This is a genomic window from Trichococcus sp. TS_SC_9 (assembly GCF_056156325.1).
Genome location: NZ_CM149591.1, coordinates 2,163,532 through 2,181,988, shown reverse-complemented (window position 1 = coordinate 2,181,988; position 18,457 = coordinate 2,163,532). Strand labels below are relative to the sequence as shown.

The following is an 18,457-nucleotide window of genomic DNA, read 5'->3' as shown; positions in this document are numbered from 1 at the left end:
TCCTTACCTGTTCAAGACCATCTCTTCATCCGTATTCAGCAACAGCTGATACAAGGCCCCTAACAGGTTCGCATCATTCAGGAATCGGCAGCTGTCGATTTCAACTTCCGTCAGGGTGTTCGCCACGAAAGGCAGGCCTGCGCGGATGGCGCGGTATTGTTTGCGGATTTCTTCGGTAACGATCGGTTGGGCGCTGATCCCGCCGCCGATGACAATCTTCTCGAGGTCAAGGACAGCTTGGACGTTACAGATCATGAAGGCAATCTCTCTGGCGAAGGCTTCGAAAATCGGATAGACGCTCGAGTCTTGTTGATTGATCGCTTCGAAGGCAGTTGCGCCGTCCTTCGTGTCCTCGGTCCCCAGTTCCAGATTCACTTTCTTGACCAACCCGACAGCCGAACCGGTCATGCCGTACATATCGTCGAAAGATGGCTTGTCCGATTGTTTCATCATGAAGCTCAATTCCCCGGCTTGGAAATACTTGCCTTGATAGAGTTTGCCGTCAAGGATCAGCCCACCGCCAATGCCTGTCCCCAGCACGAGTGCCAAGCCGTTCTCGATGCCATTCAGATTGCCAAGCCACAGCTCCGACAAAGCTGCAGCCTTGCCGTCATTGATGACGGAAACCGGCACATCAAATTTCGGCTGGAATTCCTCGATGAAAGAAATGCCGTCCAAGAATGGCAATGCTCCACCGAAGGAAATCATGCCCGTATCTGTATCAACTTTCCCAGGGCAACAGAAGGCGATGCCGCGAATCTCACCCCGTACCAATTCTATTTCATTTTCCAATGTGGCGATGAATGCGCCGTATTCGTGCGGTGTCCGCACCTGCTTCTTGGACTGGATCTGCCCGGAGTGGTCGATCAAGGCCAATTTGATGTTCGTGCCGCCGATGTCGATACTTAAGTAGTTTTTATTCATGTCAGTCCCGCCTTCGCCAAATTATAAGATGCATCTGCTCTTCTAAACAAAAAATCAGGGTGCGGCGAGTAATCCGCCTCACCCTGAACATTATCATTTTTTCAATTTTCGTTCATCTAAGTCTTTGATAATATTATCATATTCTTTATCCAATTTATACAGGTAGATGAAAATTAACGAAACCGCTGTCAGTGCCAATGGGACATAAATGTAGACCGCGTTGACTGCACTGATTGCACTGCTTGTTTGCACTGCCGCTTCACCGTCGTATCCACCGGCTGCGATGATCCAACCCAAAATGGCACCACCCAAACCGGATCCTACTTTGCTGCCGAATGAAGAAGCTGAGTTTGCCAACCCGGCTGTCCGGATTCCGGTTTTCCATTCGCCGTATTCGATCGTATCAGAAAGCATTCCCCATAGACAAGAAGCTGCAAATCCTCCGCCGATACCCTTGATGATGTTTCCGGCTAAAATCATGGAATAATTGGTTCCTGCCATGATCATCACGATATAACCCAACGCCGTCACCGACATACCGACCAAAATTACGTTCCGTTTACCCATCCGTTTGATGAAAGGAGCCGTGAAGAACATTGTCGAAATCTGCGCAATCGTCGTCGCATTTCCTAGAGGAACAACAAAAGCAGGATCATTCAGAACCGTTTTCGCATAGTAGACCGCACTTCCGCCATTTACAGTCAGGGACAAGTACAACAGGAAAATGACCGCAGTCATCATCAGCCAATATTTATTCTTCAGCAATGCTTTGAATTCCTCGGCAACACTTCTCTTATTCTCTTCTGTGCGTTCCTCTTCGATTACGCGTTCATGCGTGAACATAAAAGTGAACAACAGGATAGCAACTGTCATCAGTCCGAAAACAGCAAATGTCAACGTCCAAGCGCGAGGATCGCCACCGAAGTAATCGACGAATTTCAAAGTGAACGTATTGATGAACAACGTGCCAGCAGTCGCCAGAAGCATCCGGAACGTTCCAAGCAACGCCCGTTCATACTGGTTTTGGGTCATCATCGCATTCATCGTAGCATACGGGACATTGATGGCCGTAAAGATGATTGTAGAAACTAAATTATAGCTCAAGAATACATAAACGATTTTGAACATATCACTGGCGTTCGCCGGAACGGAGAACAACAGTATGGCGGAGAGTGCGTATGGAATCGCCATGCGCATGACCCAAACCCGAGCTTTTCCGTACTTGGAACGTGTACGGTCAACGATGACGCCCATGACGATGTCGCTAATTCCGTCAAAAATCCTGGAAATCAGCATGATACTACCTACTGCGGCCGCATTGACATGCACGACGTCCGTATAATAATACACCAAGAAGATCGAAATCGCCGAATAGACGATATTGCTGGCAAAATCCCCCGTTCCGTACGCGAACCTCTCCAGAAATGTCAGCGATGCTTTTGGATCCGGATTGTAGTTTACACCTAATTGATTCTTGACTTCAGTTTGTGTTGCCATGTTTTCATTACCCCTTCCACTGCTCATTTATTGTTGTTCATTTTCCAAAATCACAAGATCCCACGGTTTGATGATAAGGCTTTCATTCATTGCAACATTTCTTTTCTCCCTAATCGACATCCCATCAGATGGAGAAGCGACCGCCAGTTCTTTCTCGGAATAATTAAAGAGATACGTCAGTTCATGTCCAAATTGATTGGTGCCTTTTTTGACGATGATTGGAAATGCATATTCACTCATTTGATAAGCAAACAGTTCCGCGAAAATTTTCCGGATTACCTGACTGAAACTCTGGTCGTCCATCATGCAGCCAATATAGACTGCTTTGCCATTTCCGTGATCGTTTGCGGTGATGGCGACATCCCTGTCACCAGGTGCATGGTCATAAGTAGCCAACACGGTTGCTCCATCCGGTTCCAAGAGTTCCATGAACCCTCGCACTTCCGCATCCGTTTCGAATGAAAAGTATTCGCTTATCAAACGAGTCTTGCTTGGGGTAGCGAATTGGTTGTATCGCATGCCGAAGGTTTCCTGCAGTCCTTTCGGTGTGCCCTCATAGGATATCTTCAAGTGTTCGTTGGCGACTGCCGTTTTGAAAGTGGACAGGAGTTTTCCGCCATTCTCGACAAAGTCCGCCAATTCCCGATAGGTTTCATCCGATGCGCTGTACAGCGCCGGAACAACCAGAATTTCGTATTCCGTCCAACCTTCCATGTCCGGCGTCACGATATCGCACTCGATGTTCAGATTGTATAGTTGGGTGTAATACGCCAAAACGATATCATTGTAGCTGATGCTTGATTGGAAAGCCGCATTCAGGTCCACAGGGAACCATTTCAACGCTGTCAAAGCTTCATTGCTGACCACTAGCGCAACTTTATTGTCTTTCTTCAGATTGACCAGTTTCGGCGATAACTCTTTCCATTCGTTGCCTATCGTCACAGCTTCCCTATAGGTAGCATTTTCCTTGAAGTCGTGGCTCAACAACCCTCTCCAATAGGATTCGCAGGCATTGTGGATCGAATGCCAGTGCCAATACATCACCATGTTTGCTCCGGATGCCAAGTGGCTGTAAGCCTGTAGGAGCAACTGGTTACGGAATGGCGTCCATTGAGGAAAGCCTTGCGCTTCCGTCTCCAAAACAAGGTAATTGTCCTTTTTCAGGCTGCGGGTGCTGTCCCCGCAGAAGGCGATCTCCTTGCCTGTCAGTTGATCCTGCGTCGGATGATAGATGTCGCAGCCTGCGATCGTGATGGCTTGGCTCGCTTTGTAGTGATTCACTTCCGGCTGTACCCCATAGGAGTAACCGCGCCATTCAAAGTCGAAGTTTTGCGTGAGGAACTGATCCTCCCGTTTGTACTCATTGACGATGTCCGCCTGCCATTGCAGAAATCCATCCACCAAGAGCCGTTGATATTCTTCAAATGCCGCTCCCAGACTGCCGTTGATGGTGCCATTCACGTCAGGGAAGTTCTCCCAGGAATCGATCCGGTTGCTCCAGTAATCCAGCCCGTATGCGGCATTCAGCTTGTCCAGATCGCCGTCGAATAATCCCTTCACATGCTCGACGAATGCTTTTTGGACATTTTTTCCGGAAGTCCCGTAGGCTTTCGTTTCATTGTCCAGTTGGAAGCCAATGACGTTTTCTCTATTGGCCGTCCGCTCGATCAGTTTCCGGATGATCCGCTCAGAATGGTAAAGATACGTCTTGTTCGTAATGTCCATCGATTGGCGCATACCATAGATGGCGCGTCCGCTGCCTTTTCGAGTCACCATCACTTCCTCGTCCAAATCGACCAACCAGCTCGGTATTGCATAAGTAGGCGTGCCGATGATCACTTTGATGCCGGCCTTCTCCATTTCGTCTATAACCAAATCCACAGTCGAGAAGTCGAATTCCCCCGGCTTCTTTTCATAGGTGGACCAAGTGGATTCCGCAATCCTGACGACATTGATACCCGCTTTCTTCATCATTTCGATGTCTTCCTTCAAACGATCGTAAGGCAGATATTCATAGTAGTAAGCTACTCCGTACAAAATTTCTTCCATGTGTCCTCCTCCAAAAATATATTATTGATTACCCTAAACCGAAAGCCTTGAAATCGATGGTGCCCGGACCTTCATAGCGGAAGAACAATGGCTGTTCCCCCACAACACTATCGGATACATTCGCTTCAAATGTTTGCCATTCCGTTGAAGGGCTCACATGAATTTCCGCAATTGGTGCTTTTCCCAATTCCGTATATACGCCCAACAGACCTTTTCCAGGACCACGTGTCGTGACTGAAAGCGAGTCCAAATCATCGAAATGGAAATACTTGAACCCGGCGACCGATCCGTCCATCAAATTGTGGATGTACTGGCTGGGATCATTTTGGCTATCTTCCTTTTCCTGCGTGAAACAAGGATGCTCTTCTTTTTCCAACACTTCCGTGCTCTTCAATGCTCCGTTGCCGCTGTACAGTTGGCAAGCGATCGCAGCCGGATAGCTGCCGGTTCCTCTAAGCGGTCCTTGATTCAAACCACAACTGGTCATCTCGGCCATCTCAAAGCGGCCGTCTGCCGTCATCAGCAATTTTTCGGCAACCCCTTGTCGTGAAAACTCGGTGTAATTCGTTTGACGATGCCCGAAAATGTAGTATTCACCATTGATGCAGGCGACAGAACCGTGATTGTTTCCCCAATAGTTCACTTCCTCTGTGTTCCCTTGGTACCCGATATCCCCGTTGGAATGCAGACTGCCGCCGTAAACAAAACCTCTGTCAGGATAATCACTAATCGCATATGCCAGTTCGTGGCTTAACTCCGAGGAATAGATGAAGTAATACTTGCCGTTGAACTTGCGAATCGAACTTGCTTCATAGAATGCATGTCCTTCGAAATCAGTGCCTTCGCTGTCCCAGGTATTCGGAATCAGCTGGACAGGAGCCGTTTTGACAGTCAGCATATCCGTTTCCAGTTCAGTCACAAAGTTTCCGCATTCACCCAGCGTTTGCCCGAAGTGTTCTGCGAACATCTCCCGAAACGATTCGTTAGGACCGAATCCCGTATACAGCCAAACCCGGTTATCGTCATCCACGAGCACACCTGGATCGAACTGGAAAGCATCCGTGGATTTTTCTCCCAACATGGTACCTTCCGGATGGTGGACAGCACCGTAATATGCAAATGGCCCTTCCGGACTGTCGGAAACCGCTACGGAAATCTGGTTGATGAAATCCATCCCGTAATACATATAGAATCTACCGTCCTGCCCTTGGACGACATCAGGCGCGAACATATTGAATTTTCCTTCCGGATTCAACGGATCCAGGTCCTTTTTGTAGATGACCCCTTCAAACCGCCAGTCGCTCAAATCATCCACCGGAGCGGAGTAGCCGACATAATCATTGACGCAATAAAATTCTCCGTTAAACCGGTCATGGCTTCCGTACACATATACCCGGTCCCCGAAGACTTTTGGCTCCCCGTCCGGGACATATTCATCATTCGGCAAATAAGGATTAAAGACTTGTTTTTTCATTCGCGACACATCCTTTTTTCTTTATACCCGTATAATAAAGCGTTTCCAGATAATCGTATATAAATTATCTATGCTGATTGGTAATTTTCTATTATAATTGTCAAAAGAGGTGAATCATATGAATCTGAACTACTTGATGGCTTTTGCATCCAGAAAACTGCACACAAAAATCAGTCTTTATAAGAATGGAACGGAAACGCAATCCGTCTGCAAAAATCTGGAACTGGCGGAACAATTTGAGTTGAATGAAGAATGTTCACAAAAATTATTGCGGTATTCCAACAAAGCCGTGCCCACGATCGTCAGTCTGAACGACCACTATGTTTTTGGTTTGGTGGAACATGAAGACCACATATTTCTCGTCGGTCCGCTGGAAATGAACGAAGACTACAAAATCACGCGAAAAATCTGCATGGAGGATTGGGGAAATATCAGCACCTACCGCGTTCCGTCGATGATTGTGAGCGAACTTGTTGAAGTGCTGCTGTTGATGCATAATCTGGCGCACGAGCATGAATTGATTATTGAAGAACTGTTGGCGCATAACTTCAAAGATCACATGCAATCCGCGAAGAAAAATTACGTCGACAAGTTCTTTCAAGACAGAGAAACGGATGTTTGGCATAACTCCTATCAGCAAGAGGTACGCGAATTCGACAGCATCATGAACGGGGACATCCTCAAATTGAAGGAAAGCTGGGCCGAGGACTACGGCGGGGAAGTTGGCCGACTCGCCAGCGATGAACTTCGGAATATGAAGAATCTGGGGATCGTCGTCTTAACTTTGGCAAGTCGGGCCGCGATGCGAGGCGGCTTGCATCCCGAAATCGGCTATTCATTGAGCGACGCCTTCTCGCTCGAAATCGAGCGCTTGAATACTGTAGAGGACATCACAAGATTGATTCGCAATGCGGAAATGGAGTACACTTTGTTGGTCCATGAATTGTCAAAGAAATCCAGGATCCAGTCGTCTGCGGTTTATACACATCCGTACGTGAACAAAATCCAGGAATTCATCCTGAAGAACCTGCACAAAGACCTGCAGATCGGCGAAATAGCGGAGTTACTTTCCGTCACGCCGAACTATCTTTCCGCGCTGTTCAGAAAGAATACCGGCAAAACAATCCAAGCCTACATGACGGAAGAAAAGATGAAATACGCGGAGCAATTGTTGCTGTATTCCGAAAGACCGATCAGCGAAATCTCCTCCAGCCTCGGCTACAGCTCCCAAAGCTACTTTGGAAAAGTGTTTAAGAACTTTTCCGGCTACGCCCCGAGCGAGTACAAAATGCGCTTCGGGAAGAGCTGAACTGATAAATTCCTAGCTAATATAAACAAATACGCCTCTCAAAATTAAGAGATGTCATTGTAATTCCCAAATAACCTCTTGCATAATTCAACCTCACACATTGAACTATGCAAAATAAATCGCGCAATCAGCCAGGATTCCCCACTGGCTAACTGCGCGACTTTTTTGACTAATATTTAAGAAACAAGAGAGCGAACGTATAATTATTCTTTGATGCAAACATTTCTAAATACTGGTGAGGTTTCACCGAAAAAATATTGTTTCGCTGATAATTCATTGATGATATCGTTCACTATTTCTACGTATTTAAGAAATTCGATAAGTTTAAATTGCGAATAATTTTTTATTTACTTATCGATTTTATTTTTGATAAATCTCCACTACACAATATCTCGAGATTATTGAATATTTTTTCTGAATCCCAATTCCACCATTCCAAATAAAGAAGATACTCAATTAAGTCGTCATCAAATCGTTTTTTGATTAGTCTACAAGGGTTTCCTCCTGCAACTGAGTAAGGAGGAATATCACTAGTTACTGTAGAATTCGCTGCAATTATAGAGCCATCACCAATATGAACACCTGGCATAACAGTTACATTTTGCCCAAACCATACATCATTTCCAATGATGGTATCTCCTTTTAAAGGTAATTCATCGAGGTTAGGAGTAGCTTTTTCCCAACCATTTCCGAATATGTTGAAAGGGTATGTCGTTACACTATTCATTCGATGGTTTGCACCATTCATAATAAATTCAATACTTTTACCCAAAGCGCAGAATTTGCCTATAATTAAATCGTCCCCAATGAAATCATAATGATGCGTTACATGTTTTTCAAAATCTGCTGGGCTTTCATTATCATCATAATAAGTATAATCACCCACTTTAATAGTTGGACGAGTGATTACATTTTTAATGAAACAAACACTTGGGATAGCTGGATTAGGGTAGATAGCATCCGGATCTGGACCAAACATAGTATAACCTCCTCTTCTAATTATTAACTTTTACGAGTAAATCTCTTAACAGTGGAATTAACTTTTCTATTTTTTTATGTTCCTTTTTTATGCCTAAAATCACATAATATTAAACATATTAAATAATTTCATCATGCGTATGTCATTTTGATTGATTTTTAAACGTTTAATGAGCTCTTCGTCCTCTTTAAGAGGAGTTTTAGAAAAAAGCATCTTAAATGACACTGGCATGAAGGGACGAAACGAGATTCCACTCATCATTCCCAAACGCTCCGTTGTTTCTTGAAATGTCGACAAAATGGTTATCGATACATTTTCAACTTCAGTAGAACTATGTGTAAGGAACATAGATGTGAATGTGTCGTGATGTTGAGAATATCCAAAATAAGTATTCTCAGCAAACATGTATTTATCAAATGTCGGTATATTCATATAGAAAGCGGTTGGAAACCTTCCATGTTCCGGGTGGTTAGAGATTATAAAAAGACAACGAAGCAATTTATTAATTCGTCCATCATACATATATGAATATAAAGTCGTTGACTCCTTAAATAACGTTTTTGGATTAGAAGATTCGTTTTCCATCAAAAGGTTGGATTTACTATATAAAAGTTGTTCAGGATGTACATTAAGGGCAAAAGCAATTTCATAAAAAGTTTCAATATCAATTATAATTTTTCCTGCCTCATACTTTTGCATAGTAGATTTACTTCTATTTATTTGCTCGCCTAACTCTTCCAAAGTTATTCCTTTGCTTTTTCGAAAGTATCTGATGGTTCTTCCCAATTCTGACGATATGTCTGACATAGTTCATTCTCCTAAAGTTTGTATTTTTAAATTAGGTTATATGAAAAGTATTATAAATATTCTTTTTGATGAAATTAGGTGAAAAGATGAATAGATTCTCAATAAACCGAAAATGAAATCGTTTTCAGTGTATCCAGAATACTTTTTTATACGGAAAGTTGATTTTAACGATTTTTGTATCTATTGGATTTCTTTTTGATACACCTATATTATTACATAGAAGGTAGCTGATATAAAAGTATTTTACCGAAGGAGAGAGGATATGTAATGGATTTTAATCAATCAGTCAACAGAATAGATACAGGTAGTGTTAAATGGGATATGGCGGAAACGGTTTTTGGGAGTAAAGATTTATTGCCTCTTTGGATTGCTGATATGGACTTTGTCTCATCCTCAAAAATTATTGATGCTATAGAAAATGAGGTCTCTAATGGGATCTTTGGGTACAAAACGCCATCGGACTCTCTCATACAGGCAATAATCAATTGGCAGTCCACTCAACATAATTATCAATTGACTAAATCATCTATCGTATTCTCGCCAGCAGTAGTTTCCTCTATTTGCACTGCGATTCAAGCTTTTTCCCGGGAAGAAGATGCTATATTAATTCATGATCCAGTGTATTCTCCGTTCGCCAGCGCTGTCTTGCTCAATAAGAGAGCGTTAGTTACAAGTAAATTAATTAGCAATGATGGTGAATATACCATTGACTTCACCGACGTTGAGGAAAAAATGAAGACCCGACAAGTAAAAATGTATATTTTCTGTAACCCTCACAATCCTGGAGGCCGTGTTTGGAAACACGTCGAACTTAAAAAAGTCGTAGATTTGTGTAAAAAGTATGAGGTTATCCTCATTAGCGATGAAATACACCAAGACATCGTTTTTAAACCTAACAAATTCACCAGTATGTTGGCACTGGATGGTTCAGACGCGTTTACCATTGCTTTAACTGCACCAACAAAAACATTTAATTTGGCAGGATTGAAATGCTCTTATGCGTTTATCCCTAATCAGTCATTACGGGAGCGATTTGTTCTCTCTCAAGCAAGAAATAGTGGCCCTAATTTACATTTGGAAATGAATTCAATTGGTTTGACTGCTACAGAAGTTGCATTAAATGAGGGAGAAGTATGGCTGCAACAACTGCTTCAACATTTTGACGAACAATTTAATTTTATAGAGGAATTTATTAAAAATGAAATTCCTAACGTGAAGTTTAAAAAACCTGAAGGGACTTATTTAGCTTGGTTGGACTTTTCAGATCTGGGACTTGATGACGATCAATTAATGCGTCTACTCGTAAATAAAGGAAAGGTAGCTCTAAATGCAGGGTGTGCCTATGGCGATGAGGGAAAAATGTTTATGCGTCTGAATATTGCTACTTCTCACGAAAGATTATTTAAAGGTCTTCATCGAATTAAAGAATCGGTTAAATATATTGAAAATAAAATTATTGTTTAAGAAGTGTATTTAGCTCAAGAAGCAGTTTCCAGCACCTAGGACGATCGCTTCTTGTTCCTGTAATTCTCTTGAAGTAGATTACACGCACCCCTATCCCTCGCATCATTCAGCAACACAAAAAGGCCAGGATTTCTCCTGGCCTCATATATTTATGCTCTTATGCGTTTTCTGCGATGTAGTTAACCAATGCTTCTGTATCTTCCCAGCCTAGGCATGGGTCGGTGATGGATTGGCCGAAGACTGTTCCGTCGTCTTCTTGACGGCCGCCTTCAAGGAAGCTCTCGATCATGAAGCCGCGCGCCAATTTCTTGATGTCATCGTTCCAAGAACGGTTGAACATCGTTTCTTTGACGATGCGGATTTGTTCCAGATGCTTTTTGCCTGAGTTGTCGTGGTTCGTGTCGATCATGATGAACGGGTTTTTGTAGTCCCCGCCTTCGTAGGCTTTCACGACTTTGACAAGGTCTTCGTAGTGGTAGTTCGGGATGTTATCGCCGTAGTCGTTCGTTCCGCCGCGCAAGACAACGTGCGCCAACGGATTGGAGCTGGACTGCACTTCGACCCCATTATGGATGAATTTTTGAACTTGTTGAGCAGCGTAAACGGAATTGAACAACACTTTCAGGTTCCCGCTTGTCGGGTTCTTCATCCCGGCTGGGTGATCGATTCCGCTGGCAACGAAACGGTGCTGTTGGTCTTCCACGGAACGCGCGCCGATTGCATGGTAGCTGACAAGATCATCAACAAAATCCAGGTTTTCCGGGTACAGCATTTCATCGGCTGTCGTCAAGCCTGTTTCTGTGATGACACGGTTGTGCAGGCTGCGCACAGCAGCGATTCCTTGGATCAGGTTGCTCTTGCCGGTAGGATCTTGTTTATGCAACAAGCCTTTGTAGCCGTCGCCGGTCGTACGCGGTTTGTTTGTGTAAATACGGGGAACCATGAATACTTTGTCTTTGACTTTTTCCTGCAATTTCGCCAAACGACGCACGTATTCCATTACCGCTTCTTCATCATGGGCGGAACAAGGTCCGATGACCAAAAGGATGCGATCATCCTTGCCTTCGATGATATCGTGCAACTCTTTGTCGCGGGCTGCCTTCATCGCTGCTTGCTCAGGTGTCAGCTTGGATAATTCTTTGACTAATTCGAAATCGATTTTTTCACTCAATGCTTTGAAACTCATATTAACCCCTCCATTTTCTTCAACAAAAAAAGCTTCATCCATTCCAATTTTCATTGGAAAGGACGAAGCCTGTATAGACTCGTGTTACCACCTTTGTTCATAGACTACTCGCGCAGGTCTACCTCGATAGGTACATTATAATACCCTAGCGAAATAACGAACGCTATCACCCGTCGCAGCCTACTTGATTCAGTGCGAAGTTCAAAGATGAATTCGGATATCTCGCATGTGTGCCTCGCATCGACCGGCACCTTTCTGGTCAGCTCAATAACTTACTACTTCTTATCATCACTTTTTATGTTGTTTCTCAGAATATACTCATTTTCCAAGCAAATGTCAAATGGTTTTTTGAAAAAAAGTGAATGATAGGGTTTTCTTGACAGATTAGTCCAGATCTTTTGCGATTTCGTCCTGAACAGTCACGCCTTCAGCTTCCAAGCGTGCGATTGTTTCAGCGAATTGCGGCAAGTGTTTTTTGTGTGCGATGAACAATTCATTCATGATTTTGATTGCAGTGTCGCCTGAACGGATCAATGGGTTGACTGTGAATGCTTGCAAAGCTGTACCGTAGTCGCCTGTTACAGCCGCTTCGATAGTCAACAATTCCATGGCTTTCATCACTTGCAACCAGCCTTTTTCAGCAGTCGGCAATTCACCGAAAGCTACGTTACGAGCGCCTTGTGCGCCTACGTAAGCTGTAACTTCGACTACACAGTCAGCTGGCAGGTCAGGAACAGCGCCATTATTTTTAGTCGATACAACGATTTGGGTGTCTTTGTTGCCGTAGATGGCAGCGATTGTTTCGCAAGCAGCGTCTGAGTAATAAGCTCCACCACGTTTTTGCAATTGCTCCGGTTTGTGATCCAGGTTAGGATCTTTATATAATTCGAACAATTCAGCTTCTGTCTCTTTCACTTGTTGTGCACGCGTGCCTATGCCATTGTACTCTTCCAAGCCGTGTGTCAGCATTTCTTCTTCACGGTAGTAGTAACGGTGGTAGCCGCATGGGATCATACCCATTTGATCCAGTTGTTCTCTGTAGAACGGAATGTCGTGGATATTTTTCGGTAAGCCTGCATCTTTATCGAACATAGCGTCGATCACTTTATGAGTGATGTCGTTGCCTTTGTCGTCAGCGACTTTATGCCAGTGGAAGTGGTTCAAACCGGCAAATTTGTAGATCAGATTTTCTTTTTCAACGCCTAATGCTTTCGGCTCAGTCATGGTAGCCATAACCGGTACGTTGCACAAGCCCATTACTCTGTCCCATTTACCGTAGCGGACAACTGCTTCCGTTACCATGCCGCTTGGATTCGTGAAGTTGACCAACCAGGCATTCGGGCATAACTCTTTCATGTCTTCGACGATTTGCAAAATGATAGGGATTGTACGGAATGCTTTGAACATACCGCCGGCACCATTGGTTTCTTGGCCCAACATGCCATAGTAGAAAGGAATACGCTCATCTTTGACACGTGCGTTCAATAAACCGACACGGAATTGCGTCGTTACGAAATCTGCATCTTTCAAAGCTTCTCTGCGGTCCAAAGTCATATGGATTTTCACATCATAAGGGGATGCATCCCACATCCGTTGCGCCATTGTGCCAACGATTTCTAATTTTTCTTTCCCTGCTTCGATATCCACTAACCAGATTTCGCGGATAGGCAGTTCATCATAACGTTTGATGAAACCTTCCATTAATTCAGGTGTGTAGCTGCTTCCTCCGCCGATTGTTACAATTTTAACGCCTTTAGTCATTTGTATATTCCTCCTCGTTTCGTTTACAAGGTTATTATCTATCATGTAAATAACGATAACAAGGGTTCTTGGTACACTTCAAAACCTTTTTACAAAAATCGTGCAAAATCCGCCTAAAAATTCAAATTTTTTTTGCTTTTTGGCCTTTTTTTTGCAAAATATCGTTTACATAACATTTACATTAATTTATAATTTTTGTAAATGGAAGAAACGCGATTCGAGCCTGATAGGAATCGCTGGACTTGAGAAAAGGAGACGCGCCACCTATGTTGATACGCGAAAAAATGGAAACCATCAAGTTTTCTCCGGCCGAAAGGGAGGTCGTGAACTACCTGCTGCGTTATCCAGAAGTGCTGGACGAAAAAACGATGCAGGAAATCGCAGCTGAAACCTATACGCAGCCTTCCACACTGATCCGCATCGCCAAAAAATTGGGCTTCGACGGATGGGTGGAATGCAAAAAAGCCTACCAAGAAGAGCACGACTATCTGACCCGCAACTTCGTCAATATCGATGCCAATCTCCCCTTCGAGGCGAACGATTCGATCATGACAATCAGCAACAAGATGGCCTCGCTCGGACAATCGACGATCGAGGATACGCTCTCGCTCATCCACCATGACACGCTGCAACAGGCGAAACAGATGCTGCTGAAAGCAAAGCACATCCAAATCTTTGCCAACAACGCCAACATGCTCATTCCGCAGGACTTTGCCCTGAAGATGAACCGGATCAAGCACCACACTGCCGTCTCTACCATCAAAGGCGAAGACGTCTACACAGCTTATACCAGTCCAGAAGGCACCTGCGCCATTTTGATTTCCTATACCGGCGAGAGCTATGCGATGAAACAGATCGCAAATATTTTGAAAGCGGAAGGTGTTCCGACGATCGGAATCACGGGCATTGGCGACAACTACCTTTCGCGGGTGGTGGACTGCTACCTGCCGATCACGACCCGCGAGAAACTGTATTCCAAAATCGGCAACTTCACGATCAACTTGTCCATCATCTATTTGCTGGATGTGCTGTATTCAGTAGTCTTTGCCGAAAATTACGAGGAAAATCTGGCCCACGTCATACGCCTGGGCAAAATAGCTGATAAAAGGAAGACGAGTTCGGATATCATGCAAGAGGACACCGGTTGGGAAAAGACGTAGCGATTGGGTTGGAGAATTAATGACTATAATATTCCATTTTGTAATGGCTTTGCGATATGAAATGAACTCAGTTCAAACAGCACAAAAACCACTCCCTGACGAAAAAAGGGAGTGGTTTTTACGTCTACTGCGACAATAGACGGGTAGGTTAGCGATGACTTGCGTAGTTATTTGCTAATCATCTAACCAATTTCAACGAAAGTTCCATCATCTTTTCCAATGGGCGGAGGGCCCGCTGCATCAATTCCTCATCCATCTTAACTTCCGGTGTCATAGTGTCCATCGCATCATACAATTTCTGCAATGTATTACGTTTCATGCTGCGGCATGTTTGGGTACGTGTCGGCACCAGAAACTCCTTACCCGGACCCGCCTTCCTCATCTGATGCAAAATGCCCACTTCGGTACAGACGATATATCCAGGTGCATCATTCTTCTTCACCTCATCCAACAGCACTTTTGTACTGCCGACTACATCACCGAGAGCAACAACTTCCGCCTGCGCCTCCGGATGCACCAGTACTTTGTAATCCGGATTGGCCTCAATCATCTCCTGTACTGCGGCGACGCGGATCTTGTGGTGTACGCAACAAAACCCGTCGTGGAGAATGACGTTTTTCTCCGGCACCTGGCTCTTAATGTACGACCCCAGATTGATATCAGGAATAAAATAGATGTTTTTCTGCGGCAGGCTGCGCACGATTTCCAGACAGTTGGACGACGTCACGCAGACATCGCTATGCGCTTTTGTTTCCGCCGTCGTATTTACATACGCGACAACCGCCAAATCATCGTGCAGTGCTTTGACGCGCTCGATTTCATCGGTCGTTATCATATCAGCCATCGGACAACCGGCTTTGATATCCGGCATAATGACCCGCTTGCCTGGACTCAAAATCTTCGCGCTCTCCCCCATAAAGTTTACCCCACAGAAACAGATTGTCTGCTGCGGCGTAGTCTTCGCCAATTTCGCCAACTGATAGCTATCTCCAATGTAGTCTGCCACGTCCTGAATCTCGTCCTGGACATAGAAATGCGCCAGAACAATGATATCCTTCTCTTGCTTCAACCTCTGTATCCCCGCAACTAATTCTATATCGCCCAACTGTGTGTTCACCTTATCCATCTATCCCATTACCTCCACGGCTTAATTTTCCTTGTGTCTTGACACCTGTAAACTCACTAAAGGTTATCATGCTGAACAAAACCTGTCAATGTCCCCTTCCCCTCATTTTAAGCCAACCAGTATGCCAAGATGCAACACAAAAACAGCCGGATAAACATCATTTGACGTTTATCCGGCTGTTCTCAATTCAGTATTCTATTTCCTAAGTGCTCCACTACAGTAACTCACTTAGTTTATTTCTGCATCTCATCAGTACCAATTGGTCTACTCGCGTATCGGCCATTGTTTGATCAGCTGCAGAACGCTTCGCCGACCGATAACTATTGGTTCGATTCACAACCACAGATATCTTCCATTTTTTCGGTCATTTCATCCGATAATACGTTGCTTACAAAAGCACCGTAATAGTTTTTCTTCATTTCCATTTCAACTTTGAAATGTTCGCATTCTTGTAAAGTCATGTCGTTCACATTTGTATAATTTTTCATATTGGTTTCCTCCTTGTAAGTAGCTTGTGTAATGTAACGGGCTGATTGGCCGAGGCAACTCCAACAGGCAGATTTCTGATGAGATGTATATAATATATACCCTGATGTGGACTCCAAGTCAAGAATACTGCTCAGCCAATATTGTTCCAAACATCTCTTTTCAGTCTATATACCGCAAAAAACAGGAAGACAGCCCTACACCTGGTAGGATTGTCTTCCTGTTGTACTTGCTGTTTTTCTGGTGTATCTTGAAGCAGTCCCCGTCAATTCGGGAGACGTTTAACACTTGAAGTATTCAGTCGATTACTTCAAGAATCTCATCCAAGGACTGTCTTTTCTTCGGCGTGATCGGTTCATTGCGGTATCCAAAACCCAACATATAGGAAACGCCGAACCCGTTCAGGGCGACCAGACCTTTTTCCGACAGGTATTTCTCAACATTGGCTTTGTTGAAGCCTTCGATTGGGCAGCTATCGATGCCCAGCAAGGCTGCAGTGGTCATCATGTTGGCCATTGCGATGTAGGTCTGTTTGGAGGCCCAGTCATACAGAGCGCGTTCATTCGTCAATTGCTGATTGTTCTTTTGAAAGTTGTCGAAGTACTGGCTGCGCGGTGAGTCAATCGCAAAATCCACGCCGAGCACGTCCTCCACGATGTGTCTGACATGATTGCTTTCGATCGTCACATTTTTTCTGGCCAGCGCTATGATGAAATGGCTAGCGCCATTAAGGCTGTTGACTGCTCCCGCAGCGATTCCCTTCAAGTCATCCTTGATTTCTTGGTTGTTCAGCAACAAGAATTTCCAGGGTTCATACCCGAAGGAACTTGGCGATAAGCGCGCCGATTCAATGATTGTTTCCCAATCTTCCTTGGAAATCTTTTTCGACGGATCGAAGGATTTCGTGGCGTAGCGGCTTTGGTGCGCTTCGATGATTTGTGCTCTTAATTCAGGTGTCGACATAAATGGATCCCCTCACTTTACATGATATAGTTCGCAATAAAATCTACCTAATCAATATACTACTTTTTTACGGCAGATACAGCAAGGAAGACGTAAAGGAGAAATGGAAAGCGCGTATTCTTTCGATTTTCATAAGAAATCTATATCTTAGCCCTTCATAAAAGATCCATAATATAAATCTATCCTGTAATCAAAGCCCCTCCGTCAGCATGAATGTTTTGGCCTGTAATCCAATGACTGTCATCTGACGCTAAAAATACTACCATGCGGAAGACGCATCTCAAACCGGTCATCCGGCACCGCTGAAGTAATAATGAACAAAACAGCTGCACTCATGTTTAGATTCAATGCTTACCAATCATCTCAAATCCATACATGTCGCTGATGAAACCAGCTTGAATTTGGCTTTCCAGTCCATCATCCACAACGAGCATAACCCCATTCATATAACTTGCCATTCCGCTATTCAAAAAGACGATGGGTAGACCCATTTCTTCGCTTTCCGCTAATCTTCCATTGAATCCTGTAAAACTCTTCAGGTTATCAATGCCGCCCGCAGACTCAGCAAACTCGTCTTTCATGCCCGTGTCCGTTGTTCCCGGCAGAACCGCGTTGACCCTGATGCCTTTTGGTCCAAATTGTTTCAGGGTATGAGGCACATAATAGTTCATCGCCTTTTTGGAAACAACATACCCTAAGTTCCCAGGGTAGCCTTTATCCAATTTCGTAATTTCGGCAAGTGTATCCTCCCAATTGTCCGCTTCGATCATCGGCAGATAAACTTGTACATTTTCTTTCTTTTCCCATCTCAATCCAGCTTCGGAAGTGACGAATGCAACAGCCCCGCCCTTCTGCATTCTTTTTGATAAATAGGCTTCCGTCATATACTTATTCGACAAAAAGTTGATGATAATTGTAGACTGAAAGTCAGTCTTAATGCCTGAAACACCAGCAATACCAAAAAAACAGTCAATTTTTTGTGGCAATTCTTCAAATGCAGCATCAATAGAATTTTTATCCCCCAAATTGACATGAATATTCTTCATGGTGCCAGGAACAGTTGTTTCTGCCCAATCCAATGCATATACTTTCGCACCCATGTCTACTAAAGCTTCTGCAGCAGCTTTTCCCATACCACTGGCAGCACCGGTAACGACACAAATTTTCCCGCTATAATTAAAATAATCCTTCAATAGTGTTTCCTCCTTTATCCTGTCTTTCTCTTAGCTGATTACACAGCTTTGTTGATGAAAATTTAGGATGATTGATTCA

16 protein-coding genes and 1 other annotated feature are annotated in these 18,457 nt (G+C 44.1%); of the genes, 3 read left to right on the top strand and 13 right to left on the bottom strand.

Features of this window, described 5'->3' with window-relative positions:
- Positions 1–3 precede the first annotated feature (3 nt).
- From AC0J5I_RS10445 to AC0J5I_RS10430, 4 genes are all read right to left on the bottom strand, one after another.
- Entirely contained in the window at positions 4–924 is a 921-nt protein-coding gene (locus AC0J5I_RS10445; protein WP_475299753.1) for an ROK family protein, read from the bottom strand.
- A gap of 93 nt (positions 925–1,017) precedes the next feature.
- On the bottom strand, positions 1,018–2,421 hold the full coding sequence (locus AC0J5I_RS10440) for an MFS transporter (RefSeq protein ID WP_475299752.1): 1,404 nt from the start codon (positions 2,419–2,421) through the stop codon (positions 1,018–1,020).
- A gap of 27 nt (positions 2,422–2,448) precedes the next feature.
- Complete coding sequence (locus AC0J5I_RS10435; RefSeq protein WP_475299751.1) at positions 2,449–4,470, bottom strand: beta-galactosidase; 2,022 nt, start codon at positions 4,468–4,470, stop codon at positions 2,449–2,451.
- 28 nt (positions 4,471–4,498) lie between these two features.
- Positions 4,499–5,944, bottom strand: coding sequence for a family 43 glycosylhydrolase (locus AC0J5I_RS10430; protein WP_475299750.1), 1,446 nt, complete (start codon positions 5,942–5,944; stop codon positions 4,499–4,501).
- 118 nt (positions 5,945–6,062) lie between these two features.
- Between AC0J5I_RS10430 and AC0J5I_RS10425 the strand changes: the two genes are divergently transcribed.
- Positions 6,063–7,253, top strand: a complete 1,191-nt coding sequence (locus AC0J5I_RS10425) for a helix-turn-helix transcriptional regulator (protein WP_475299749.1) — start codon at positions 6,063–6,065, stop codon at positions 7,251–7,253.
- 343 nt (positions 7,254–7,596) lie between these two features.
- Here AC0J5I_RS10425 and AC0J5I_RS10420 read toward each other — a convergent pair whose 3' ends face one another.
- The gene (locus AC0J5I_RS10420) at positions 7,597–8,232 is read right to left on the bottom strand and encodes a Vat family streptogramin A O-acetyltransferase (RefSeq protein WP_475299748.1); all 636 of its coding nucleotides are present in this window, start codon (positions 8,230–8,232) and stop codon (positions 7,597–7,599) included.
- A 99-nt stretch (positions 8,233–8,331) separates the two neighbouring features.
- Positions 8,332–9,039 (bottom strand): helix-turn-helix domain-containing protein, encoded by a 708-nt coding sequence (locus tag AC0J5I_RS10415; protein ID WP_475299747.1) that lies wholly within the window; start codon positions 9,037–9,039, stop codon positions 8,332–8,334.
- 267 nt (positions 9,040–9,306) lie between these two features.
- On the opposite strand from AC0J5I_RS10415, the gene AC0J5I_RS10410 reads away from it, so the two are divergent.
- Positions 9,307–10,503, top strand: coding sequence for a MalY/PatB family protein (locus AC0J5I_RS10410; protein ID WP_475299746.1), 1,197 nt, complete (start codon positions 9,307–9,309; stop codon positions 10,501–10,503).
- A 157-nt stretch (positions 10,504–10,660) separates the two neighbouring features.
- Here AC0J5I_RS10410 and AC0J5I_RS10405 read toward each other — a convergent pair whose 3' ends face one another.
- Positions 10,661–11,689: a 3-deoxy-7-phosphoheptulonate synthase gene (locus tag AC0J5I_RS10405; RefSeq protein WP_475299745.1), complete on the bottom strand. Its 1,029-nt coding sequence runs from the start codon at positions 11,687–11,689 to the stop codon at positions 10,661–10,663.
- 55 nt (positions 11,690–11,744) lie between these two features.
- Positions 11,745–11,987 (bottom strand) — a binding site (T-box leader).
- A gap of 86 nt (positions 11,988–12,073) precedes the next feature.
- Positions 12,074–13,450, bottom strand: a complete 1,377-nt coding sequence (locus AC0J5I_RS10400; protein ID WP_475299744.1) for a 6-phospho-beta-glucosidase — start codon at positions 13,448–13,450, stop codon at positions 12,074–12,076.
- Positions 13,451–13,716: 266 nt separating this feature from the next.
- On the opposite strand from AC0J5I_RS10400, the gene AC0J5I_RS10395 reads away from it, so the two are divergent.
- A complete protein-coding gene (locus AC0J5I_RS10395; protein ID WP_475299743.1) occupies positions 13,717–14,610 on the top strand; it encodes a MurR/RpiR family transcriptional regulator in 894 nt (297 codons plus the stop codon).
- Positions 14,611–14,788: 178 nt separating this feature from the next.
- Here AC0J5I_RS10395 and nadA read toward each other — a convergent pair whose 3' ends face one another.
- From nadA to AC0J5I_RS10370, 5 genes are all read right to left on the bottom strand, one after another.
- On the bottom strand, positions 14,789–15,736 hold the full coding sequence (nadA, locus tag AC0J5I_RS10390; protein WP_475299742.1) for a quinolinate synthase NadA: 948 nt from the start codon (positions 15,734–15,736) through the stop codon (positions 14,789–14,791).
- Between the two features lie 320 nt (positions 15,737–16,056).
- Complete coding sequence (locus AC0J5I_RS10385) at positions 16,057–16,224, bottom strand: hypothetical protein (RefSeq protein WP_475299741.1); 168 nt, start codon at positions 16,222–16,224, stop codon at positions 16,057–16,059.
- 295 nt (positions 16,225–16,519) lie between these two features.
- Positions 16,520–17,185, bottom strand: coding sequence for an NAD(P)H-dependent oxidoreductase (locus AC0J5I_RS10380; RefSeq protein ID WP_475299740.1), 666 nt, complete (start codon positions 17,183–17,185; stop codon positions 16,520–16,522).
- A gap of 179 nt (positions 17,186–17,364) precedes the next feature.
- Positions 17,365–17,478 carry an SDR family oxidoreductase gene (locus tag AC0J5I_RS10375; protein WP_475299739.1) on the bottom strand — a complete coding sequence of 38 codons (114 nt, stop codon included), beginning with the start codon at positions 17,476–17,478 and terminating at the stop codon, positions 17,365–17,367.
- A 51-nt stretch (positions 17,479–17,529) separates the two neighbouring features.
- Complete coding sequence (locus AC0J5I_RS10370; RefSeq protein ID WP_475299738.1) at positions 17,530–18,378, bottom strand: SDR family oxidoreductase; 849 nt, start codon at positions 18,376–18,378, stop codon at positions 17,530–17,532.
- Between the last annotated feature and the right edge of the window lie 79 nt (positions 18,379–18,457).